The organism is Ideonella sp. B508-1, assembly GCF_000333615.1.
In the GTDB taxonomy this organism is placed as follows: Bacteria; Pseudomonadota; Gammaproteobacteria; order Burkholderiales; family Burkholderiaceae_C; genus Ideonella.
Genome location: NZ_BADL01000034.1, coordinates 1 through 14,534, shown reverse-complemented (window position 1 = coordinate 14,534; position 14,534 = coordinate 1). Strand labels below are relative to the sequence as shown.

Below are 14,534 nucleotides of genomic sequence, written 5' to 3'. Positions count from 1 at the left end.
CACAGCCCGGCAGGGCATCAACGTGGCCGATGTGATGGCGTTGGTTCAGAGCGGCATCGGGGGGAGTCCGGTCACGCAGGTGTTCGTCGATGACCGTCGCTACGACGTGGCGGTTCGCTTTGCGGGGACCTCGCGCAGCGATCCCCAGGCCCTGGGCGAGCTCACGCTGCCAGCGTCCAACGGGGCGCGCATTCCTCTGGGACAGATTGCCAGGATCGGCTTCGCGCAAGGGGAGACCACCATCACGCGGGAAATGGGCCGCCGCCACCTGACGGTGCGCCTCAACCTGCGCGGGCGTGATCTGACGTCCTTCCTGTCCGAGGCACAAGCACAGATCGTGAGGCAAGTGCCTTACGACCACAGCCGCTTTGAGGTGAGCTGGGGAGGTCAGTTCGAAAACCAACAGCGCGCCCAGGCCCGGCTGGCGGTGATCGGGCCGATGGTGCTGGCCTTGATGTTCGTGCTGCTGTTCGGTCAGTTCCGCAACCTGCGCCAGCCGGCGCTCATCCTGCTGGCCGTGCCGCTGGCTGCGCTGGGCGGGCTGTTGGCGCTGCACCTGCGTGGCATGACCTTCAACGTCTCCAGTGCGGTAGGTTTCATCGCGCTGTTCGGCGTTGCGGTGCTCAACGCCATCATCATGGTCTCTAACCTGAACCGTTGGCGCCAGACCCCCGGCGTCGAGCTGACGCAGGCCGTGGTCCAAGGAGCCCGCGAGCGGCTGCGGCCGGTGCTGATGACCGCCACCGTGGCAGCGTTGGGCCTGTTGCCTGCCGCCATGGCACGCGGTGTGGGCAGCGATGTCCAGCGTCCACTGGCCACGGTGGTCGTCGGAGGACTGATCAGTGCCACGGTGCTCACGCTGGTGCTGCTGCCCGCGCTTTATCACATGATCGAGCAGCGAACTCTGGTCAGGATGGCGCGCCATCCCAGGGAGGGCCTGGTGAAGATTGAAAACGACGGAGGTGTGGCATGAAACGCGTGCGCATGCTGGCAGGGGCTGCGGGGATTCTGCTGGTTGGGGGCTGTGCCGTGGGCCCGGATTTCCAGACGCCCGCGCCCCCACGATCGACAGCCTACGCGCCGGAGCCGCTGCCGGTGCGGACGGCGTCCGCGCCATCACCGACCGGGGCGGCCCAGCAATTGAGTGCAGACACGCCTGTGTCGCAGCGCTGGTGGGATCTGTTTGGTTCAAAGGCGTTGAGCCGCCTTGTCGATGCTGCCCTGGAGGCCAATCCGGATCTAGAGTCCGCGGACGCCGCTTTGCGCGCAGCCCAGGAGACGGCAACGGCCCAGCGTGGCCAGTTCTGGCCCAGCGGCGACCTGCATTTCATGCCCACGCGGCAAGGGATCGCGCGGCCGGTGGCGAGCCCTGCGGCATCGGGCAGCAACCTGTATTCGCTGCATACGGCCCAGTTGGACATCGCCTATGCACCTGACGTGTTCGGCTCCAACCAGCGCGCCGTGGAGTCCCTGGATGAACAGGCCGATGTCCAGCACATGGAGCGCGAGGCAGCAGTGATCAGCTTGAGTGCCAACGTGGTGATGGCGGCGATCCAGGAAGCCTCGTTGCGTGCTCAGCTGGAGAGCACCCGCCAGGCCGTCGACGCGGCTCGCCGCATGCTGGACATCACCCGGCAACAGCAGGCCTGGGGGGGCGCCAGCGCGCTCGACGTGGCAGGGCAGGCGGCTGCGCTGTCCCAGGCCGAGGCCGGCGTGCCGCCACTGGAGAAGCAGTTGGCCCAGCAGCGCGACCTGATCGCTGCGTTGACAGGGACCCTGCCTGACCAGGCCGAAGTCCCGCACTTGGAACTCGATGCGCTTCATCTGCCGGAGACGCTGCCGATGGTTTTGCCAGCGCAGCTTGTGGACCAGCGTCCCGACGTGCGTGCGGCACTGGCGCAGCTGCGCTCAGCGAATGCCAACATCGGTGTTGCCGAAGCTGCTCGCCTGCCTGGGATCACGCTGAGCGCGACGGCTGGTAGCTCTGCGCTTGAACTGTCGCACCTGTTTGCGGCGGGCGGGGGCTTCTGGAGCCTGGGGGCGGACATCGCCCAGCCGGTGTTCGAAGCGGGCATGCTGATGCATCGCCAGCGGGCGGCGGAGGCCATGCGGGACCAGGCGGCTGCACAGTATCGGGCCACCGTCATTGGCGCCTGCCAGAACGTGGCGGACGTCCTGCATGCCTTGTATGCCGATGCGCAGGCGTTGGCGGTCGGCGCCGAAGCGGAGCGGGTGGCCCGGCAGAGCCTGGCCATGGCCCAGCGCCAACTGGCACTGGGGGCCGTGGGGGAGCCTGTCCTGCTGGCGGCGCGGCAGGCGCATCTGCAGGCCTTGCTGAACCTGACGCAGTTGCGTGCCGCACGGCTGACGGACACGGTGGCGCTGTTTCAGGCACTGGGCGGCGGGCGTCTGGCAACCGAGGAGCCCGCGACGGCCGCAGGCCGGTCCTGAAAGGGGAGGGTGCTGCGGGTGTGGCCTCCTGGCAGCGTCCCTCCGTCTTTCCCGTGCCTCAGCCCAGCCGGGCCTGGTGCCGGGCGATCTGGGCGCGGACCTGGGCCGGCGCGGTGCCGCCCAGCACATTGCGGGCATTGAGCGAGCCGCGCAGCGTCAGCACCTCGAACACGTCCTCGCCGATGCTGGCGTGGAAGCCCTGCAGCGTGGCCAGCGGCAGCTCGGCCAGGTCCCGGCCCTGCTTCAGGCCTTCCTTGACGGCATGGGCCACCACCTCGTGGGCATCGCGGAAGGGCAGGCCCTTCTTGACCAGGTAGTCGGCCAGGTCGGTGGCGGTGGCGTAGCCGCGCAGCGCGGCGGCCTCCATGGCCTCGGCCTTGACGGTCAGGCCGGCGCCGCGGCTGCCATCGGCCGCCACCTCGCCGCCGATCATCTCGGCCATGATGCGCAGCGTGTCCTTGACCGTGTCCACGGTGTCGAACAGCGGCTCCTTGTCTTCCTGGTTGTCCTTGTTGTAGGCCAGGGGCTGGCCTTTCATCAGGGTGATCAGGCCCATCAGATGACCCACCACCCGGCCGCCCTTGCCCCGGGCCAGTTCGGCCACGTCGGGGTTGCGCTTCTGCGGCATGATCGACGAGCCGGTGCAGTAGCGGTCGCTGAGGTTGATGAAGCCGAAGTTCTGGCTCATCCAGATCACGATCTCCTCGGCCAGGCGCGAGACGTGGATCATCACCAGCGAGGCGAAGGCGGTGAACTCGATGGTGAAGTCGCGGTCGCTCACCGCGTCCAGGCTGTTCTGGCAGACGGCCTCGAAGCCCAGGGTGAGCGCCACGCGCTCGCGGTCCAGCGGGTAGCTGGTGCCGGCCAGGGCAGCGGCGCCCAGCGGCAGGCGGTTCACGCGCTTGCGCAGGTCGGCCAGGCGCTCGGCATCGCGCGCGAACATCTCCACATAGGCCAGCAGGTGGTGGGCAAAGCTCACCGGCTGCGCCACCTGCATGTGGGTGAAGCCGGGCATCACGGTCTCGGTGTTCTTCTCGGCCACGGCCACCAGGGCGCGCTGCATGTCTTCGAGCAGGGTGCCGATCTGGTCGATCTCGCCGCGCAGCCACAGGCGCACGTCGGTGGCCACCTGGTCGTTGCGGCTGCGGCCGGTGTGCAGGCGCTTGCCGGCGTCGCCCACCAGGGTGGTCAGGCGGGCCTCGATGTTCAGGTGCACGTCCTCCAGCTCGCTCTTCCATTCGAAGGCGCCGGACTCGATCTCGCTGCGGATCTGGGCCATGCCGCGCTGGATGTCGGCCAGGTCCTGGGCGCTGATGATGCCCTGGGCGGCCAGCATGTCGGCATGGGCCAGGCTGCCCTCGATGTCGGCGGCCCACAGGCGCTTGTCGAAGAACACGCTGGCGGTGTAGCGCTTGACCAGCTCGCTCATCGGCTCGGAAAAGAGTGCGGACCAGGCCTGGGATTTCTTGTCGAGTTGGTTGGTGCTCATGGGGGCTCGCGGAAGGGCTGGGCGGGGAACCCGGCATTTTAGGCCGCTGCCTTGCCGGCAGGCCCGCGCCCCGGCCAGAATCGCTGCTGTGAGCACCCCCAGCGATTCCAGCCACACCACCCTGTTCGACGACCTGAAGCTGGCTGCCCAGCTGCCGGGCGCCCCCAGTGCGGCCGGCGCGCTGCCCGGTTGCAGCAGCGGCATGGTGCTGCGTTCGCTGTGGCTGGTGCACGCGGTGCTGGGCTCGGGCCTGCTGTTCGTCAGCCGCGGCCTGACGCACTGGGTGTCGCTGCTCAGCCAGGCGGCCACGGTGGCCGTGCCGGCCACGCTGGGCTGGCTGGTGACGGTCTGCGCCGCGCGGCCCCTGATGGCGCGCCTGCCGGGCTGGGGCCAGGCGGTGGGGGTGTCGGCCATCGGCGGGGTGGCGGCCCTGCTGGCCTGGGTGCCCATGAACCGCCTGGGCCTGTCCGGCGACCTGGACACGACCTGGCTGGCGCCCTTCATGACGGGGGGCCTGCTGGCCTGGCTGCTGCTGCTGTCCGAGCGCTGGCGCTACCGGGCCCGGCTGCCGGCGGCCACCGCGGCCCGGCTGGCCGATCTGCAGACCCGCATCCGGCCGCACTTCCTGTTCAACACCCTGAACACCGCCATCGCGCTGGTGCAGGTGGACCCGCGCCGGGCCGAGGAGGTGCTGGAGGACCTGGCCGAGCTGTTCCGGGCCGCCCTGGGCGCCATGGACGAGGCCACGACGCTGAAGGACGAGGTGGCGCTCAGCCGCCGCTACCTGGACATCGAGCAGCTGCGCTTTGGCAGCCGCTTGCGCCTGACCTGGGACCTGGACCCGCAGGCCGACGACACCCGCCTGCCGCCGCTGGTGCTGCAGCCGCTGATCGAGAACGCGGTGCGCCACGGCGTGGAGCCCAGCGACCGGGGTGGGCAGATCGAGATCCGCACCCGACGTCGGCGCGACCGCGTGCTGATCTCGGTGACCAACACGGTGCCGCTGGATGCCGTCCCGCGCCCTGGCCACGGCATTGGCCTGGCCAGTGTGCGCGAGCGGCTGCGCCTGATGCACGACCTGGATTGCGACTTCCGCAGCGGCCTGATCGAGGACGGGCGCTGGCGGGTGTCCCTGGGGGTGCCGGTGTGAGCCTGCCTGCAGCAGAGAGGGCGTGATGGAGAATAACGACAGCCTGCGCTTGATGATCGTCGACGATGAGCCCCTGGCACGGATGCGGCTGCGGGGCCTGCTGGCCGAGCTGGCGCTGCCGGTGAACGTGGCGGGCGAGGCCGGCAGTGCGGCCGAGGCCCTGCACCTGCTGAGCCGCGCGCCGGTGGATGCCGTCCTGCTGGACATCCACATGCCCGGCAGCGATGGCCTGGCCCTGGCCCGACGCCTGCGGCAGTGCGATCCGGCGCCGGCGGTGGTCTTCGTCACCGCCCATGCCGAGCATGCGCTGCAGGCCTTCGAGATCGAGGCGGTGGATTACCTGACCAAGCCGGTGCGGCGAGCCCGGCTGGAGGAGGCCCTGGGCCGGGTGCTGCAGCGCCTGGGGCGCGGCGTTCGGCCTTCTCCCCTGGCAGCAGTCCCCGTGGCCGAGGTGCCGGTGCTGGTGGTGAGTGACCGGGGCCGGGTGCTGCGGGTGCCGGTGCCGGATGTGGTCTACCTCAAGGCCGAGCAGAAGTACGTGACCCTGCGGACCTGCGAGCACAGCTATGTGCTGGATGACGCGCTGTCCGATCTGGAGGAGCGTCTGGGGGCGGCGGTGGTGCGCATCCACCGCAATGCCCTGGTGGCACGGGCCGCCGTGCGGGCCCTGGAACGCCGCCCGGGGCTGGGCAGCGAGGGCGGGGCGGAGGAGGGGGGCGAGACCTGGGCGGTGCGCCTGGCCCCGCATGGCGATTGGTTGGCCGTCTCACGACGCCAGCTGCCTGCGGTGCGCGAGGCCCTCGCCAGCGAGGGCCTCTGACAGCGTGGTGTCGCGGGCTCAGTAGCCCAGCGAGCGGGCGATCTCCAGGGTCTGCGCGCCCAGAATGCCGTCGGTGTAGAACTGCTTCCAGCGCACGGCCGCCTCGGGGTTGATGGCGTTGTGCAGGTGGAACTTCAGGTCGCCGCTCATCTTCGAGGCGTTGTCCACGCCGTCGGTCATGCGCTGATCCATCTCCTCGTAGGGGTTGATCATCGCGTCTTCGTAGGGGATCTTGGCGAAGTCGCAGATCTGGCGGATCGAGGCCTCGGGGCTGCAGACGATGTCCTCGTAGCGCAGGGTCAGCCAGCGCTCCTTGGGCACCTGCTTGGCGAACTCCAGCGTGTTGAGCTGGGCAGTCAGCCAGGTCAGCTCGGCCAGTTCGCGGGCGCCGAAGCTGCTTTCCTGCACCATGGGCATCAGGCGTTGCAGCTTGGATTCCTCATACGAGCGGATCATGCCGCAGGGGTGGCGCAGCAGGTGGATGAACAGCGAGTTCTCGAAGTCCACCTCGATGCGCTTGAGGATGTCCACGTCGATCACGTAGGAGGGCGTCTTGTCCACCAGCAGCTTCTCGCCCTTGAGCGGCTCCTGCAGCAGGCGGTAGAACGCCTTGGTGCTCATGTTCTCCTGCTCGCAGCGGGAGACGAAGGCGCGGGCCTGGTCGGCCTCCCAGCCGTGCAACTGCATCAGCGCGCGCACCGTGCCGTCCAGCAGGTGCTCGGTGTGCTCACCGGACAGGGCCTTGAGCCGATCGCCCATGGTGGCGTAGGGCAGCAGGTGCAGCTCGGGCGGGCCGAACAGCTTGGAGCTGCCCGCCAGGATGACGCGCAGCAGCGTGGAGCCCGAGCGCGGGGGCGACAGCACGAACAGGGCCGGCGGGTTCTTGGGCTTGTCGTCGCCGCTCAGGGTGCGCCGGGCGATGCTGGCGCGGAAGCGGGCCAGCTTCTCCGGGGTGACGCGTTCGCTCTCGGGCACGCTGGTGACCACGGCGGCCGGGGCCGCAGCCTTGACCGGTGCGGCAGCAGCAGGGGCAGGGGCCGGAGCCGCGCCATTGAGGCGACCAGACACGAAGGTGGCGATCTGGCGCACGCTCAGGTCGTCCACATAGGCGCCGTTCTGCATCAGCAGGTCCTGGAAGCCCAGCTTCTGCTTGTAGGCGCCCTCGATGGCCACCACCAATTGGATGAAATCGATGGAGGCGAAGCCGATGTCGCCGATCATCGTCGTGGCCGGACCGACACCCCCGTCAAGGTCGACGTCCCAATCCTCCGTCAACTCGTCGACGATCTCGATGATCTTCGGCTCGACGCTCTCGACCGTGTGCATCATGCTGCCTGTTCCCTCAAACTGTGTGTCGCGTCAGAAAAACCTTGTATGTCCCCATGATACGAGGGGAACATTTGGGTGACAGTCCCTAGGACGCATCGCGTGCCCAGAGGATTGGGGGCACGCGAGACTTGACAGTCCGAAACAATTGCTGCAACCGCACATGGTCGCGCCGACTCAGCCGCTGTTGCGCAGCCCCGCGGCGATGCCGTTGATCGAGAGGTGGATGCCGCGTTGCAGCCGCTCGTTGGTGGGGTCCCCCTCGCGCCGGTTGCGGTAGCGGCGCATCAGTTCCACCTGCAGGTGGTTGAGCGGATCCAGGTAGGGGAAGCGGTGGGCGATGGAGCGGGCCAGGCTGGGTGCGCTCTCCAGGCGGCGGGTTTCGCCGGTGATCCAGCCCAGGGCGGCTTCGGTGCGTTCCCATTCGGCGCGGATGGCCGCGAACAGGCGCTTGCCCAGGCGCTTGTCGGGCACCAGCTCGGTGTAGCGGGCGGCCAGGCCCAGGTCGCTCTTGGCCAGCACCATGTCCATGTTGGACAGCAGGGTGCGGAAGAAGGGCCACTGCTTGTGCATGCGCTGCAGCAGGGCCAGGCGGGCGTCGCGCTGGGCCGGGTCGGCCTCCAGGAAGTTCTGCACCGCCGAGCCGAAGCCGCACCAGCCCGGCAGGGCCACGCGGCACTGGCCCCAGGAGAAGCCCCAGGGGATGGCGCGCAGGTCCTCGATGGCGCGGGTGGCCTTGCGGGAGGCCGGGCGGGAACCGATGTTGAGTTCGGCGATCTCGCGGATCGGGGTCGATTCGAAGAAGTAGTCGGTGAAGCCCGGGGTCTCGTAGACCAGCTTGCGGTAGGCGGCCATGCTGCCCGCGCTCAGGGCATCGGCCGCCTCGAGGAAGGCCTTGGGCGGGGCCTTGGTCGGGCTCAGCAGCGTGGCCTCCAGGGTGGCGGCCACCAGGGTTTCCAGGTTGCGCCGGCCGATGCCCGGGTTGGCGTACTTGGAGGCGATGACCTCGCCCTGTTCGGTCAGGCGGATCTGCCCGCGCACGGTGCCCGGGGGCTGGGCCAGGATGGCCTGGTAGCTGGGGCCGCCGCCCCGGCCGACCGTGCCGCCGCGGCCATGGAACAGGCGCAGGCGGATGCCGTGCGCCGCCTGCAGCTCGTCGAACAGGGCCACCAGGCCGACCTCGGCGCGGTAGAGCTCCCAGTTGCTGGTGAAGGGGCCGCCGTCCTTGTTGCTGTCCGAGTAGCCCAGCATGATGTCCTGCTCGCCACCGCTGCGCTGCAGCATGGTGGCCACGCCGGGCAGCGCATAGAACTCGCGCATGATGCGCACCGCGTGGCGCAGGTCGGCGATGGTCTCGAACAGCGGCGAGACGATCAGGTCGACCGAGGCGTCCTCTTGCAGCAGGCCGTGCAGCAGACCGGCCTCCTTCTGCAGCACCAGCACCTCCAGCAGGTCGGAGACGTCCTCGGTGTGCGAGATGATGTAGTGGCGGATGGCGTCGCGGCCATAGCGGCGGCGGCCCTCGGCGGCGGCATCGAAGATGGCCAGTTCGGAGACCGTGCGTTCCGAGTAGTCGGCGCCCCGCACCCGCAGGCCGCGGGCGTCGTTGAGCACCGTCATCAGCAGGGCGCGGCGGGCGGCCTCGTCCAGGGCGCTGTAGTCGGGCTCGATGCGGGCCGCGCACAGCAGTTCGGCCACCACGGCCTCGTGCTGGTCGGAGCTCTGGCGCAGATCCACCGTGGCGAGGTGGAAGCCGAAGACCTGGACCGCGCGCATCAGCGGCGCCAGCCGGGGCTCGGCCAGCACCTGGGCATGGTGGTGGCCCAGGGAGTCGGCGATCACCTGCAGGTCGGCCAGGAAGTCTTCGGCCTTCTCGTAGGGTTGCTGCGGCGCCACGGCGTGGCGCAGGGCCTCGGTGCCGGTCAGTTCCTCCAGCGTGGCGGCCAGACGGGCGTACATGCCGGTCAGGGCGCGGCGGTAGGGCTCGTCTTCGCGGTGGGGGTTGTGGTCGGGCGAGCGGTCGGCCAGGGCCTGCATCTGCGTCGTGACCGGGGCCAGCATCTGCGACATCGACAGCTCGCTGCCCAGGGCGTGGACCTCGGTCAGGTAGTGGCGCAGGGCGGTTTCGCACTGGCGCGACAGGGCCAGTTGCAGCGTGGGCGCGGTGACGTTGGGGTTGCCGTCGCGGTCGCCACCGATCCAGTTGCCCATGCGGAAGAAGGTGCCCACTTCGTGGCCCGACAGTGCCTGCTCCACCTCCTGGTACAGGCGCGGCACCTCGCGCAGAAAGGTGGCCTGGTAGTAGCTGAGCGCGTTCTCGATCTCGTCGGCCACGGTCAGCTTGGTGTAGCGCAGCATGCGCGTCTGCCACAACTGCGTGACGCGGGCACGGATCTGGCGCTCGTTGGCGTCGCGGTCGGCGGCGCTGCGCAGCTGATCGCGTGCGCCGATCAGTTCGGCGATGGCGCGTTCGGCGTCCAGGATGCTCTTGCGCTGCACCTCGGTGGGGTGGGCGGTCAGCACCGGCGAGATATAAGCCTGCGACAGCGCGGCGGCGATGTCGGCGGCACGGTGATCGGCCTGGGCCAGCTTGTCGAAACAGTGCGCGAGCGAACCAGCCTGGTGCTCGCCCAGGGCCTCATGGTGCTCGCGGCGGCGCAGGTGGTGGCGGTCCTCGGCCAGGTTGGCCAGGTGGGAGAAGTAGCTGAAGGCGCGGATCACGCTGACCGTCTGGTCGGCGGTCAGGTTCTTCAGCAGCCGGTCCAGCGCACGGCCGGCCTGGGCATCGTTCTTCAGACGGTAGGCCACCGAGAGCTGACGCACCCGCTCGACCAGTTCGTAGGCGCCGGTGCCGTCCTGCTCGCGGATCACGTCGCCCAGGATGCGGCCCAGCAACCGGATGTCCTCCACCAGCGGACGGTCCTTGTCCGGATCCTCGGCGGGACGGTTGACCCGCGTGGTCCGGGTGGCCCGGGCAGGTGGGCGGGCGGGGCGGCGGGCGGGCTGAGCAGCGGGCATGAAAGGTCCTTCTAAAGCGTCAAGGCGTCCGTGGGCGGACGCGATGCTAGCAGTGCGGCGAAGCCATAATCCCGGGCCATGCAATCGAACGCTTCCATCGTCACCCCCGTCGTCATCGCCACCCGGGAGAGCCGCCTGGCGCTGTGGCAGGCCGAGCATGTGCGCGACCGGCTTCAGCAAGAGCTGGGCCTGCCCACCGAGCTGCTGGGCATGACCACCCGGGGCGACCAGATCCTGGACCGCAGCCTGTCCAAAGTGGGCGGCAAGGGCCTGTTCGTCAAGGAACTGGAGGTGGCCATGGAAGCCGGTCAGGCCCAGATGGCGGTGCATTCGCTCAAGGATGTGCCCATGGAGCTGCCCGAGGGTTTCGCGCTGGTGGCCATCCTGGAGCGCGAGGATCCGCGCGACGCCTTCGTCTCGAACCGCTACGCCAGCCTGGCCGAACTGCCGCAGGGCGCCTGCGTGGGCACTTCCAGCCTGCGCCGCGTGGTGCAGCTCAAGGCCTTGCGGCCCGACCTGCGCATCGAGCCGCTGCGCGGCAACCTGGACACCCGGCTGCGCAAGCTCGACGAGGGCGGCTACGACGCCATCGTGCTGGCGGCCGCGGGCCTCAAACGCCTGGGCCTGGGCGCGCGCATCCGCGCCACCTTTGCAGCCGAGGACATGCTCCCGGCCGCTGGGCAGGGGGCGCTGGGCCTCGAGATCCGGGCTGACGCTCGGACGCTGGGGCAGGCGGTGGCCACCCTGTCTCACCGTCCCACCTGGCTGGCCACGCATGCCGAACGGGCCGTCTCCCGTGCCCTGGGCGGCAGCTGCAGCGTGCCGCTGGCAGCCCATGCGGTGTGGCTGGGCGATGGCCGGATGCAACTGGACGTGGCCCTGGGCCATGCGGCACAGCCGGAACAGCCGCTGCTCAAGGCGCGGCTGTCGGCCGGTGTGACCACCACCGAGGCCGCCGAGGCCCTGGGGCGAGAGGCGGCCGAGCGGCTGGTGGCCGCGGGCGGTGCCGCCTACCTCGCGGCGCAGCCGGCCTGAGCCATGACCCTGCCGGCGCGCGTGCTGGTGACCCGGCCGCAGCCGCAGGCCGATGCCTGGGCGCGGCGGCTGTGCTCCGCCGGCCTGCCGGCGATGGCCCTGCCCCTGATCGAGATTGGTTCGGCACCGGACCGGGTGGCGGTTCGCGCCATGGCGGCGGCCTGCGGGCGGGCATGCTGGTGATGTTCGTCAGCCCGAACGCGGTGAGCCAGTTCGCCGCCTGTCTGCCCCCGGGCTGGGGCTGGCCGGATGGCGTGCGTTCCGCCTGCACCGGGCCAGGCACCATGGCCGCTCTGCAGGCCCTGGGCGTGCCGCTGGCTGCGGTGGTCGCCCCGCCCGCTGGCGCAGTGCTGGAGTCCGAGTCCCTCTGGGAGCGCCTGCGCGATGAGGACTGGCAGGGTCGCCCGGTGTGGATCGTGCGGGGGGAGGGCGGGCGCGACTGGCTGGCCTCGACCCTGCGCGAGGCCGGGGCCGAGGTGGCCTTTCTGCAGTCCTATCAGCGGCGGGCGCCGGGCTGGACGCCGCAGGAGCGCGCACTGGCCACCGATGCACTGAGAGACCCCGAAGGCACCTGCTGGCTGCTGAGCAGTTCAGAGGCCATCGACCATCTGGTGGCGTTGCTGCCGCAGGCTCACTGGGACCGCGCCTGGGCCCTGGCCTCGCACGAGCGCATTGCCGCACGGGCCCGGCGGGCCGGCTTCGGGCGGGTGGAGGATGTCGCGGCGGGGGCGGATGGCGTGGTGCAGGCCCTGAAGGGGCGATAGCGGGCCGGGCCCCTCGAAAGAGGGTGCCATTTTGGGGGGATGTCCCGCCAGGGTGTGGTGGGGGCGCCGCAGTGCGGCAGGTGCGAAGGTCCGGTCGATACAATCGACAGCCAACGTGAGCACCACCGACAACACCCCATCCTCAGCCGCTCCGGCCGCTGCCGAGTCCTCCGTGGCGCCGGTCGCAGCCATGGGGCCTTCCCCCGTGTCGCCCGTTCCGGCGCGCAACAGCTGGGTGCCCTGGGCCCTCGGGGGCATGGCCCTCCTGAGCGTGGGTGCCCTGGGGCTGGCCTGGTCCACGCATGAGCGTGTGCAGGTGCTGGAGTCGGAGCTGGTGCGTCGCCAGCAACTGGCCCAGGACGAGTCGGCGGAGGCGCGCATGCTCTCGCGCCAGGCCCACGATGTCGCCACGCAGTCCGAGGCCAAGCTGGCCTTGCTGGAGGCCAAGGTGGCCGAGACGGCCCTGCAGCGCTCGCAGGTGGAGGACCTGATCTCTTCGCTGTCCCGTTCGCGGGACGAGAACGTGCTGGCCGACGTCGAGGCCGGCTTGCGCGTGGCGCAGCAGCAGGCGGCCATCACCGGCAGCCTCGAACCCCTGATGTCGGTGCTCAAGCAGACCGATGACCGGCTGGCGCGCTACAACCAGCCCCGCCTGGAGCGCGTGCGTCGGGCCGTCGCACGGGACATGGATCGGCTGCGCGGCGTGGCGGTGGCGGACGTGCCGACCCTGTCCATCCGCCTGGACGAGGCGGCGCGTCAGGTGGACGATCTGCCGCTGATGGCCTCGCCCAAGCGTCGGGTGTCTGCCTCGGCGGTGCCGGCGGCTTCAGCGCCGGTCAAGCCGGGCTCCCAAGCCATGGGCGAGGCGGCCGACAGCCTGCCCGAGATGGCATGGTGGGCCGTCTTGCGTGATCAGTGGCAGGTTTTTGCCGGCCGGGCCTGGGTGGAGATCCGCTCCCTGGTGCGTGTGACGTCCATCGATCATCCGGAGGCCGCCCTGGTGGCCCCCGAGCAGGCCTTTTTCCTGCGGGAGAACTTGAAGCTCCATCTGCTCAATGCCCGTCTGGCCCTGCTGTCCCGGCAGTTTGACCAGGCCCAGGGCGACATTGGCCAGGCCGAGCAACTGCTGGCTCGTTACTTCGATGTCAGCTCGCAACGCGTCAAGGCCATGCAGGAGCAGCTCAGGCTGGTGGCCGGGCAGAGTCGTCAGGCCACCCTGCCGCGCCCGGATGACACCCTGGCGGCGCTGACCGCCGCGGCGGCGGGTCGCTGAAGCCGGGGGCAGACGTCATGCGTTCGGTCATCTGGTTGATTCTTCTTTTCGTGGCGGCCGTGGTCGCGGCTTCCGTGTTCGGGCAGAACGATGCGCTCGTCTCGCTGTTCTACGGGCACTGGCGGCTGGACATGTCGCTCAACCTCTTCCTGCTGCTGCTGCTGGGCTTGGTCATGGTGCTGTTTGCCACCTTGCAGGCGGCTCAGGCGCTGCTGAGCCTGCCTGTGCGGGCGCGGGAGTGGCGGGAGCTCAAGCGGGAGCGCGCCGCCCAGGCCCTGCTGCGGGAGGGCTATGGTGAGTTTCTGGCGGCGCGCTATGCGCGGGCTCGTCGGGCGGTGCAAAAGGCGCTGGATCTTCAGGCCGAGGCGCGTGAGCTGGCCCAGGATCGCAACTTCACCGTGCAGGCTCGCCTGATCGCAGCGTCTGCTCTGCATCGATTGCAGGACAGGGCTGGGCGCGACGAGCAGTTGGCGCTGGCCCAGTCCAGCCATGGCAGTGGCAGCACGTCCGAGGGCATCCTGCTGCTGTCCGCGCAATGGGCCATGGAGGACCGGGATGCCGGCCGCTGCATGGCGCTGCTGGCCGAGCTGCCACCCGGCGTGGCGCGGCGCACCCAGGCGCTGCGGTTGAAGCTGCAGGCGGCACGCCAACTGGGGCGGCCGCTGGAAGCCCTGCAGACGGCCCGCTTGCTGGCCAAGCACCAGGGTTTCTCGGTGGGTGCGGCGCAGTCTCTGTTGCGCTCCCTGGCCATCGATGTTCTGGAGCAGGCGCTGGATGAAAGCCAGCTCGTGCGGGTCTGGCAGGTCTTGGACGAGGCCGACCGCCGCGATCCCTGGGTCCTGGCCGGCGCTGCTCGCCGAGCCGCCCGGCTGGGTTTGCCCGAGCAAGGGCAGGCCTGGTTGTGGCCGGCCTGGGAGCAACTGCAACGTTTGGACGGTGAAGGTCGGGAGCAGCTGGCGCTGGCCCTGGTGACCTGCGTGGAGGCCGTCGACACGCGTTGGCTGCCGCGGATGGAGGAAGCGCTGTCGCGCTACGGCCGCGAGCCGGCCATCGTGGCGGCGGCGGGGGCGGTGTTCGCCCACCGTCAGCTGTGGGGCAAGGCCCGTCGTCTGCTGGAGCAGACCGCCAGCGCGGAGGGCCTGCCCAGCCGTGTGCGCCGTCAGGCCCTGCGGGTCCTGGCTGGNCAACTCTTGCAGGCGCTGCAAGGC

Annotated in this window: 12 protein-coding genes; 9 read left to right on the top strand and 3 right to left on the bottom strand. The window is 70.1% G+C overall.

From position 1 onward, the window contains the following. Both I73_RS01720 and I73_RS25380 read left to right on the top strand, forming a co-directional pair. The coding region (locus tag I73_RS01720) for an efflux RND transporter permease subunit (RefSeq protein WP_026096182.1) at positions 1-973 on the top strand (973 nt) is incomplete at its 5' end. Then, complete coding sequence (locus tag I73_RS25380; RefSeq protein WP_051048912.1) at positions 970-2,451, top strand: efflux transporter outer membrane subunit; 1,482 nt, start codon at positions 970-972, stop codon at positions 2,449-2,451. The genes I73_RS01720 and I73_RS25380, both read left to right, overlap by 4 nt. A gap of 58 nt (positions 2,452-2,509) precedes the next feature. On the opposite strand, the gene argH is transcribed toward I73_RS25380, so the two are convergent. Continuing rightward, positions 2,510-3,940 carry an argininosuccinate lyase gene (argH, locus tag I73_RS01710; RefSeq protein ID WP_022979034.1) on the bottom strand — a complete coding sequence of 477 codons (1,431 nt, stop codon included), beginning with the start codon at positions 3,938-3,940 and terminating at the stop codon, positions 2,510-2,512. Between the two features lie 88 nt (positions 3,941-4,028). Here argH and I73_RS01705 point away from each other — a divergent pair, with 88 nt between their 5' ends. Together I73_RS01705 and I73_RS01700 are read left to right on the top strand one after the other, a co-directional pair. Continuing rightward, complete coding sequence (locus tag I73_RS01705; protein ID WP_022979033.1) at positions 4,029-5,090, top strand: sensor histidine kinase; 1,062 nt, start codon at positions 4,029-4,031, stop codon at positions 5,088-5,090. A 25-nt stretch (positions 5,091-5,115) separates the two neighbouring features. Beyond that, entirely contained in the window at positions 5,116-5,910 is a 795-nt protein-coding gene (locus I73_RS01700) for a LytTR family DNA-binding domain-containing protein (RefSeq protein ID WP_022979032.1), read from the top strand. A gap of 18 nt (positions 5,911-5,928) precedes the next feature. On the opposite strand, the gene I73_RS32970 is transcribed toward I73_RS01700, so the two are convergent. After that, on the bottom strand, positions 5,929-7,239 hold the full coding sequence (locus tag I73_RS32970; RefSeq protein WP_022979031.1) for a sulfotransferase: 1,311 nt from the start codon (positions 7,237-7,239) through the stop codon (positions 5,929-5,931). Between the two features lie 174 nt (positions 7,240-7,413). Beyond that, the gene (ppc, locus tag I73_RS01690; RefSeq protein WP_022979030.1) at positions 7,414-10,254 is read right to left on the bottom strand and encodes a phosphoenolpyruvate carboxylase; all 2,841 of its coding nucleotides are present in this window, start codon (positions 10,252-10,254) and stop codon (positions 7,414-7,416) included. A gap of 78 nt (positions 10,255-10,332) precedes the next feature. Between ppc and hemC the strand changes: the two genes are divergently transcribed. The 5 genes from hemC to I73_RS01670 form a co-directional block, all read left to right on the top strand. After that, on the top strand, positions 10,333-11,289 hold the full coding sequence (gene hemC, locus I73_RS01685) for a hydroxymethylbilane synthase (protein ID WP_022979029.1): 957 nt from the start codon (positions 10,333-10,335) through the stop codon (positions 11,287-11,289). Between the two features lie 3 nt (positions 11,290-11,292). Beyond that, complete coding sequence (locus I73_RS33650) at positions 11,293-11,472, top strand: uroporphyrinogen-III synthase (protein WP_051048910.1); 180 nt, start codon at positions 11,293-11,295, stop codon at positions 11,470-11,472. Beyond that, a complete protein-coding gene (locus I73_RS25375; protein WP_051048908.1) occupies positions 11,463-12,053 on the top strand; it encodes a uroporphyrinogen-III synthase in 591 nt (196 codons plus the stop codon). The genes I73_RS33650 and I73_RS25375 overlap by 10 nt, the downstream gene beginning before the upstream one ends. Before the next feature lie 115 nt (positions 12,054-12,168). Beyond that, positions 12,169-13,326: a uroporphyrinogen-III C-methyltransferase gene (locus I73_RS01675; protein ID WP_026096180.1), complete on the top strand. Its 1,158-nt coding sequence runs from the start codon at positions 12,169-12,171 to the stop codon at positions 13,324-13,326. 17 nt (positions 13,327-13,343) lie between these two features. Continuing rightward, positions 13,344-14,534: heme biosynthesis HemY N-terminal domain-containing protein (locus I73_RS01670; protein ID WP_022979027.1), on the top strand; the 1,191-nt coding region annotated here is incomplete at its 3' end.

What these genes read in the sequence shown, in the direction of transcription:
- I73_RS25380 (WP_051048912.1), top strand. Translation starts at nt 970, where the DNA reads ATGAAACGCGTGCGCATGCTGGCAGGGGCTGCGGGGATTCTGCTGGTT.
- I73_RS01700 (WP_022979032.1), top strand. Translation starts at nt 5,116, where the DNA reads ATGGAGAATAACGACAGCCTGCGCTTGATGATCGTCGACGATGAGCCC.
- I73_RS25375 (WP_051048908.1), top strand. Translation starts at nt 11,463, where the DNA reads ATGCTGGTGATGTTCGTCAGCCCGAACGCGGTGAGCCAGTTCGCCGCC.
- I73_RS33650 (WP_051048910.1), top strand. Translation starts at nt 11,293, where the DNA reads ATGACCCTGCCGGCGCGCGTGCTGGTGACCCGGCCGCAGCCGCAGGCC.
- hemC (WP_022979029.1), top strand. Translation starts at nt 10,333, where the DNA reads ATGCAATCGAACGCTTCCATCGTCACCCCCGTCGTCATCGCCACCCGG.
- ppc (WP_022979030.1), bottom strand. Translation starts at nt 10,254, where the DNA reads ATGCCCGCTGCTCAGCCCGCCCGCCGCCCCGCCCGCCCACCTGCCCGG.
- I73_RS32970 (WP_022979031.1), bottom strand. Translation starts at nt 7,239, where the DNA reads ATGATGCACACGGTCGAGAGCGTCGAGCCGAAGATCATCGAGATCGTC.
- argH (WP_022979034.1), bottom strand. Translation starts at nt 3,940, where the DNA reads ATGAGCACCAACCAACTCGACAAGAAATCCCAGGCCTGGTCCGCACTC.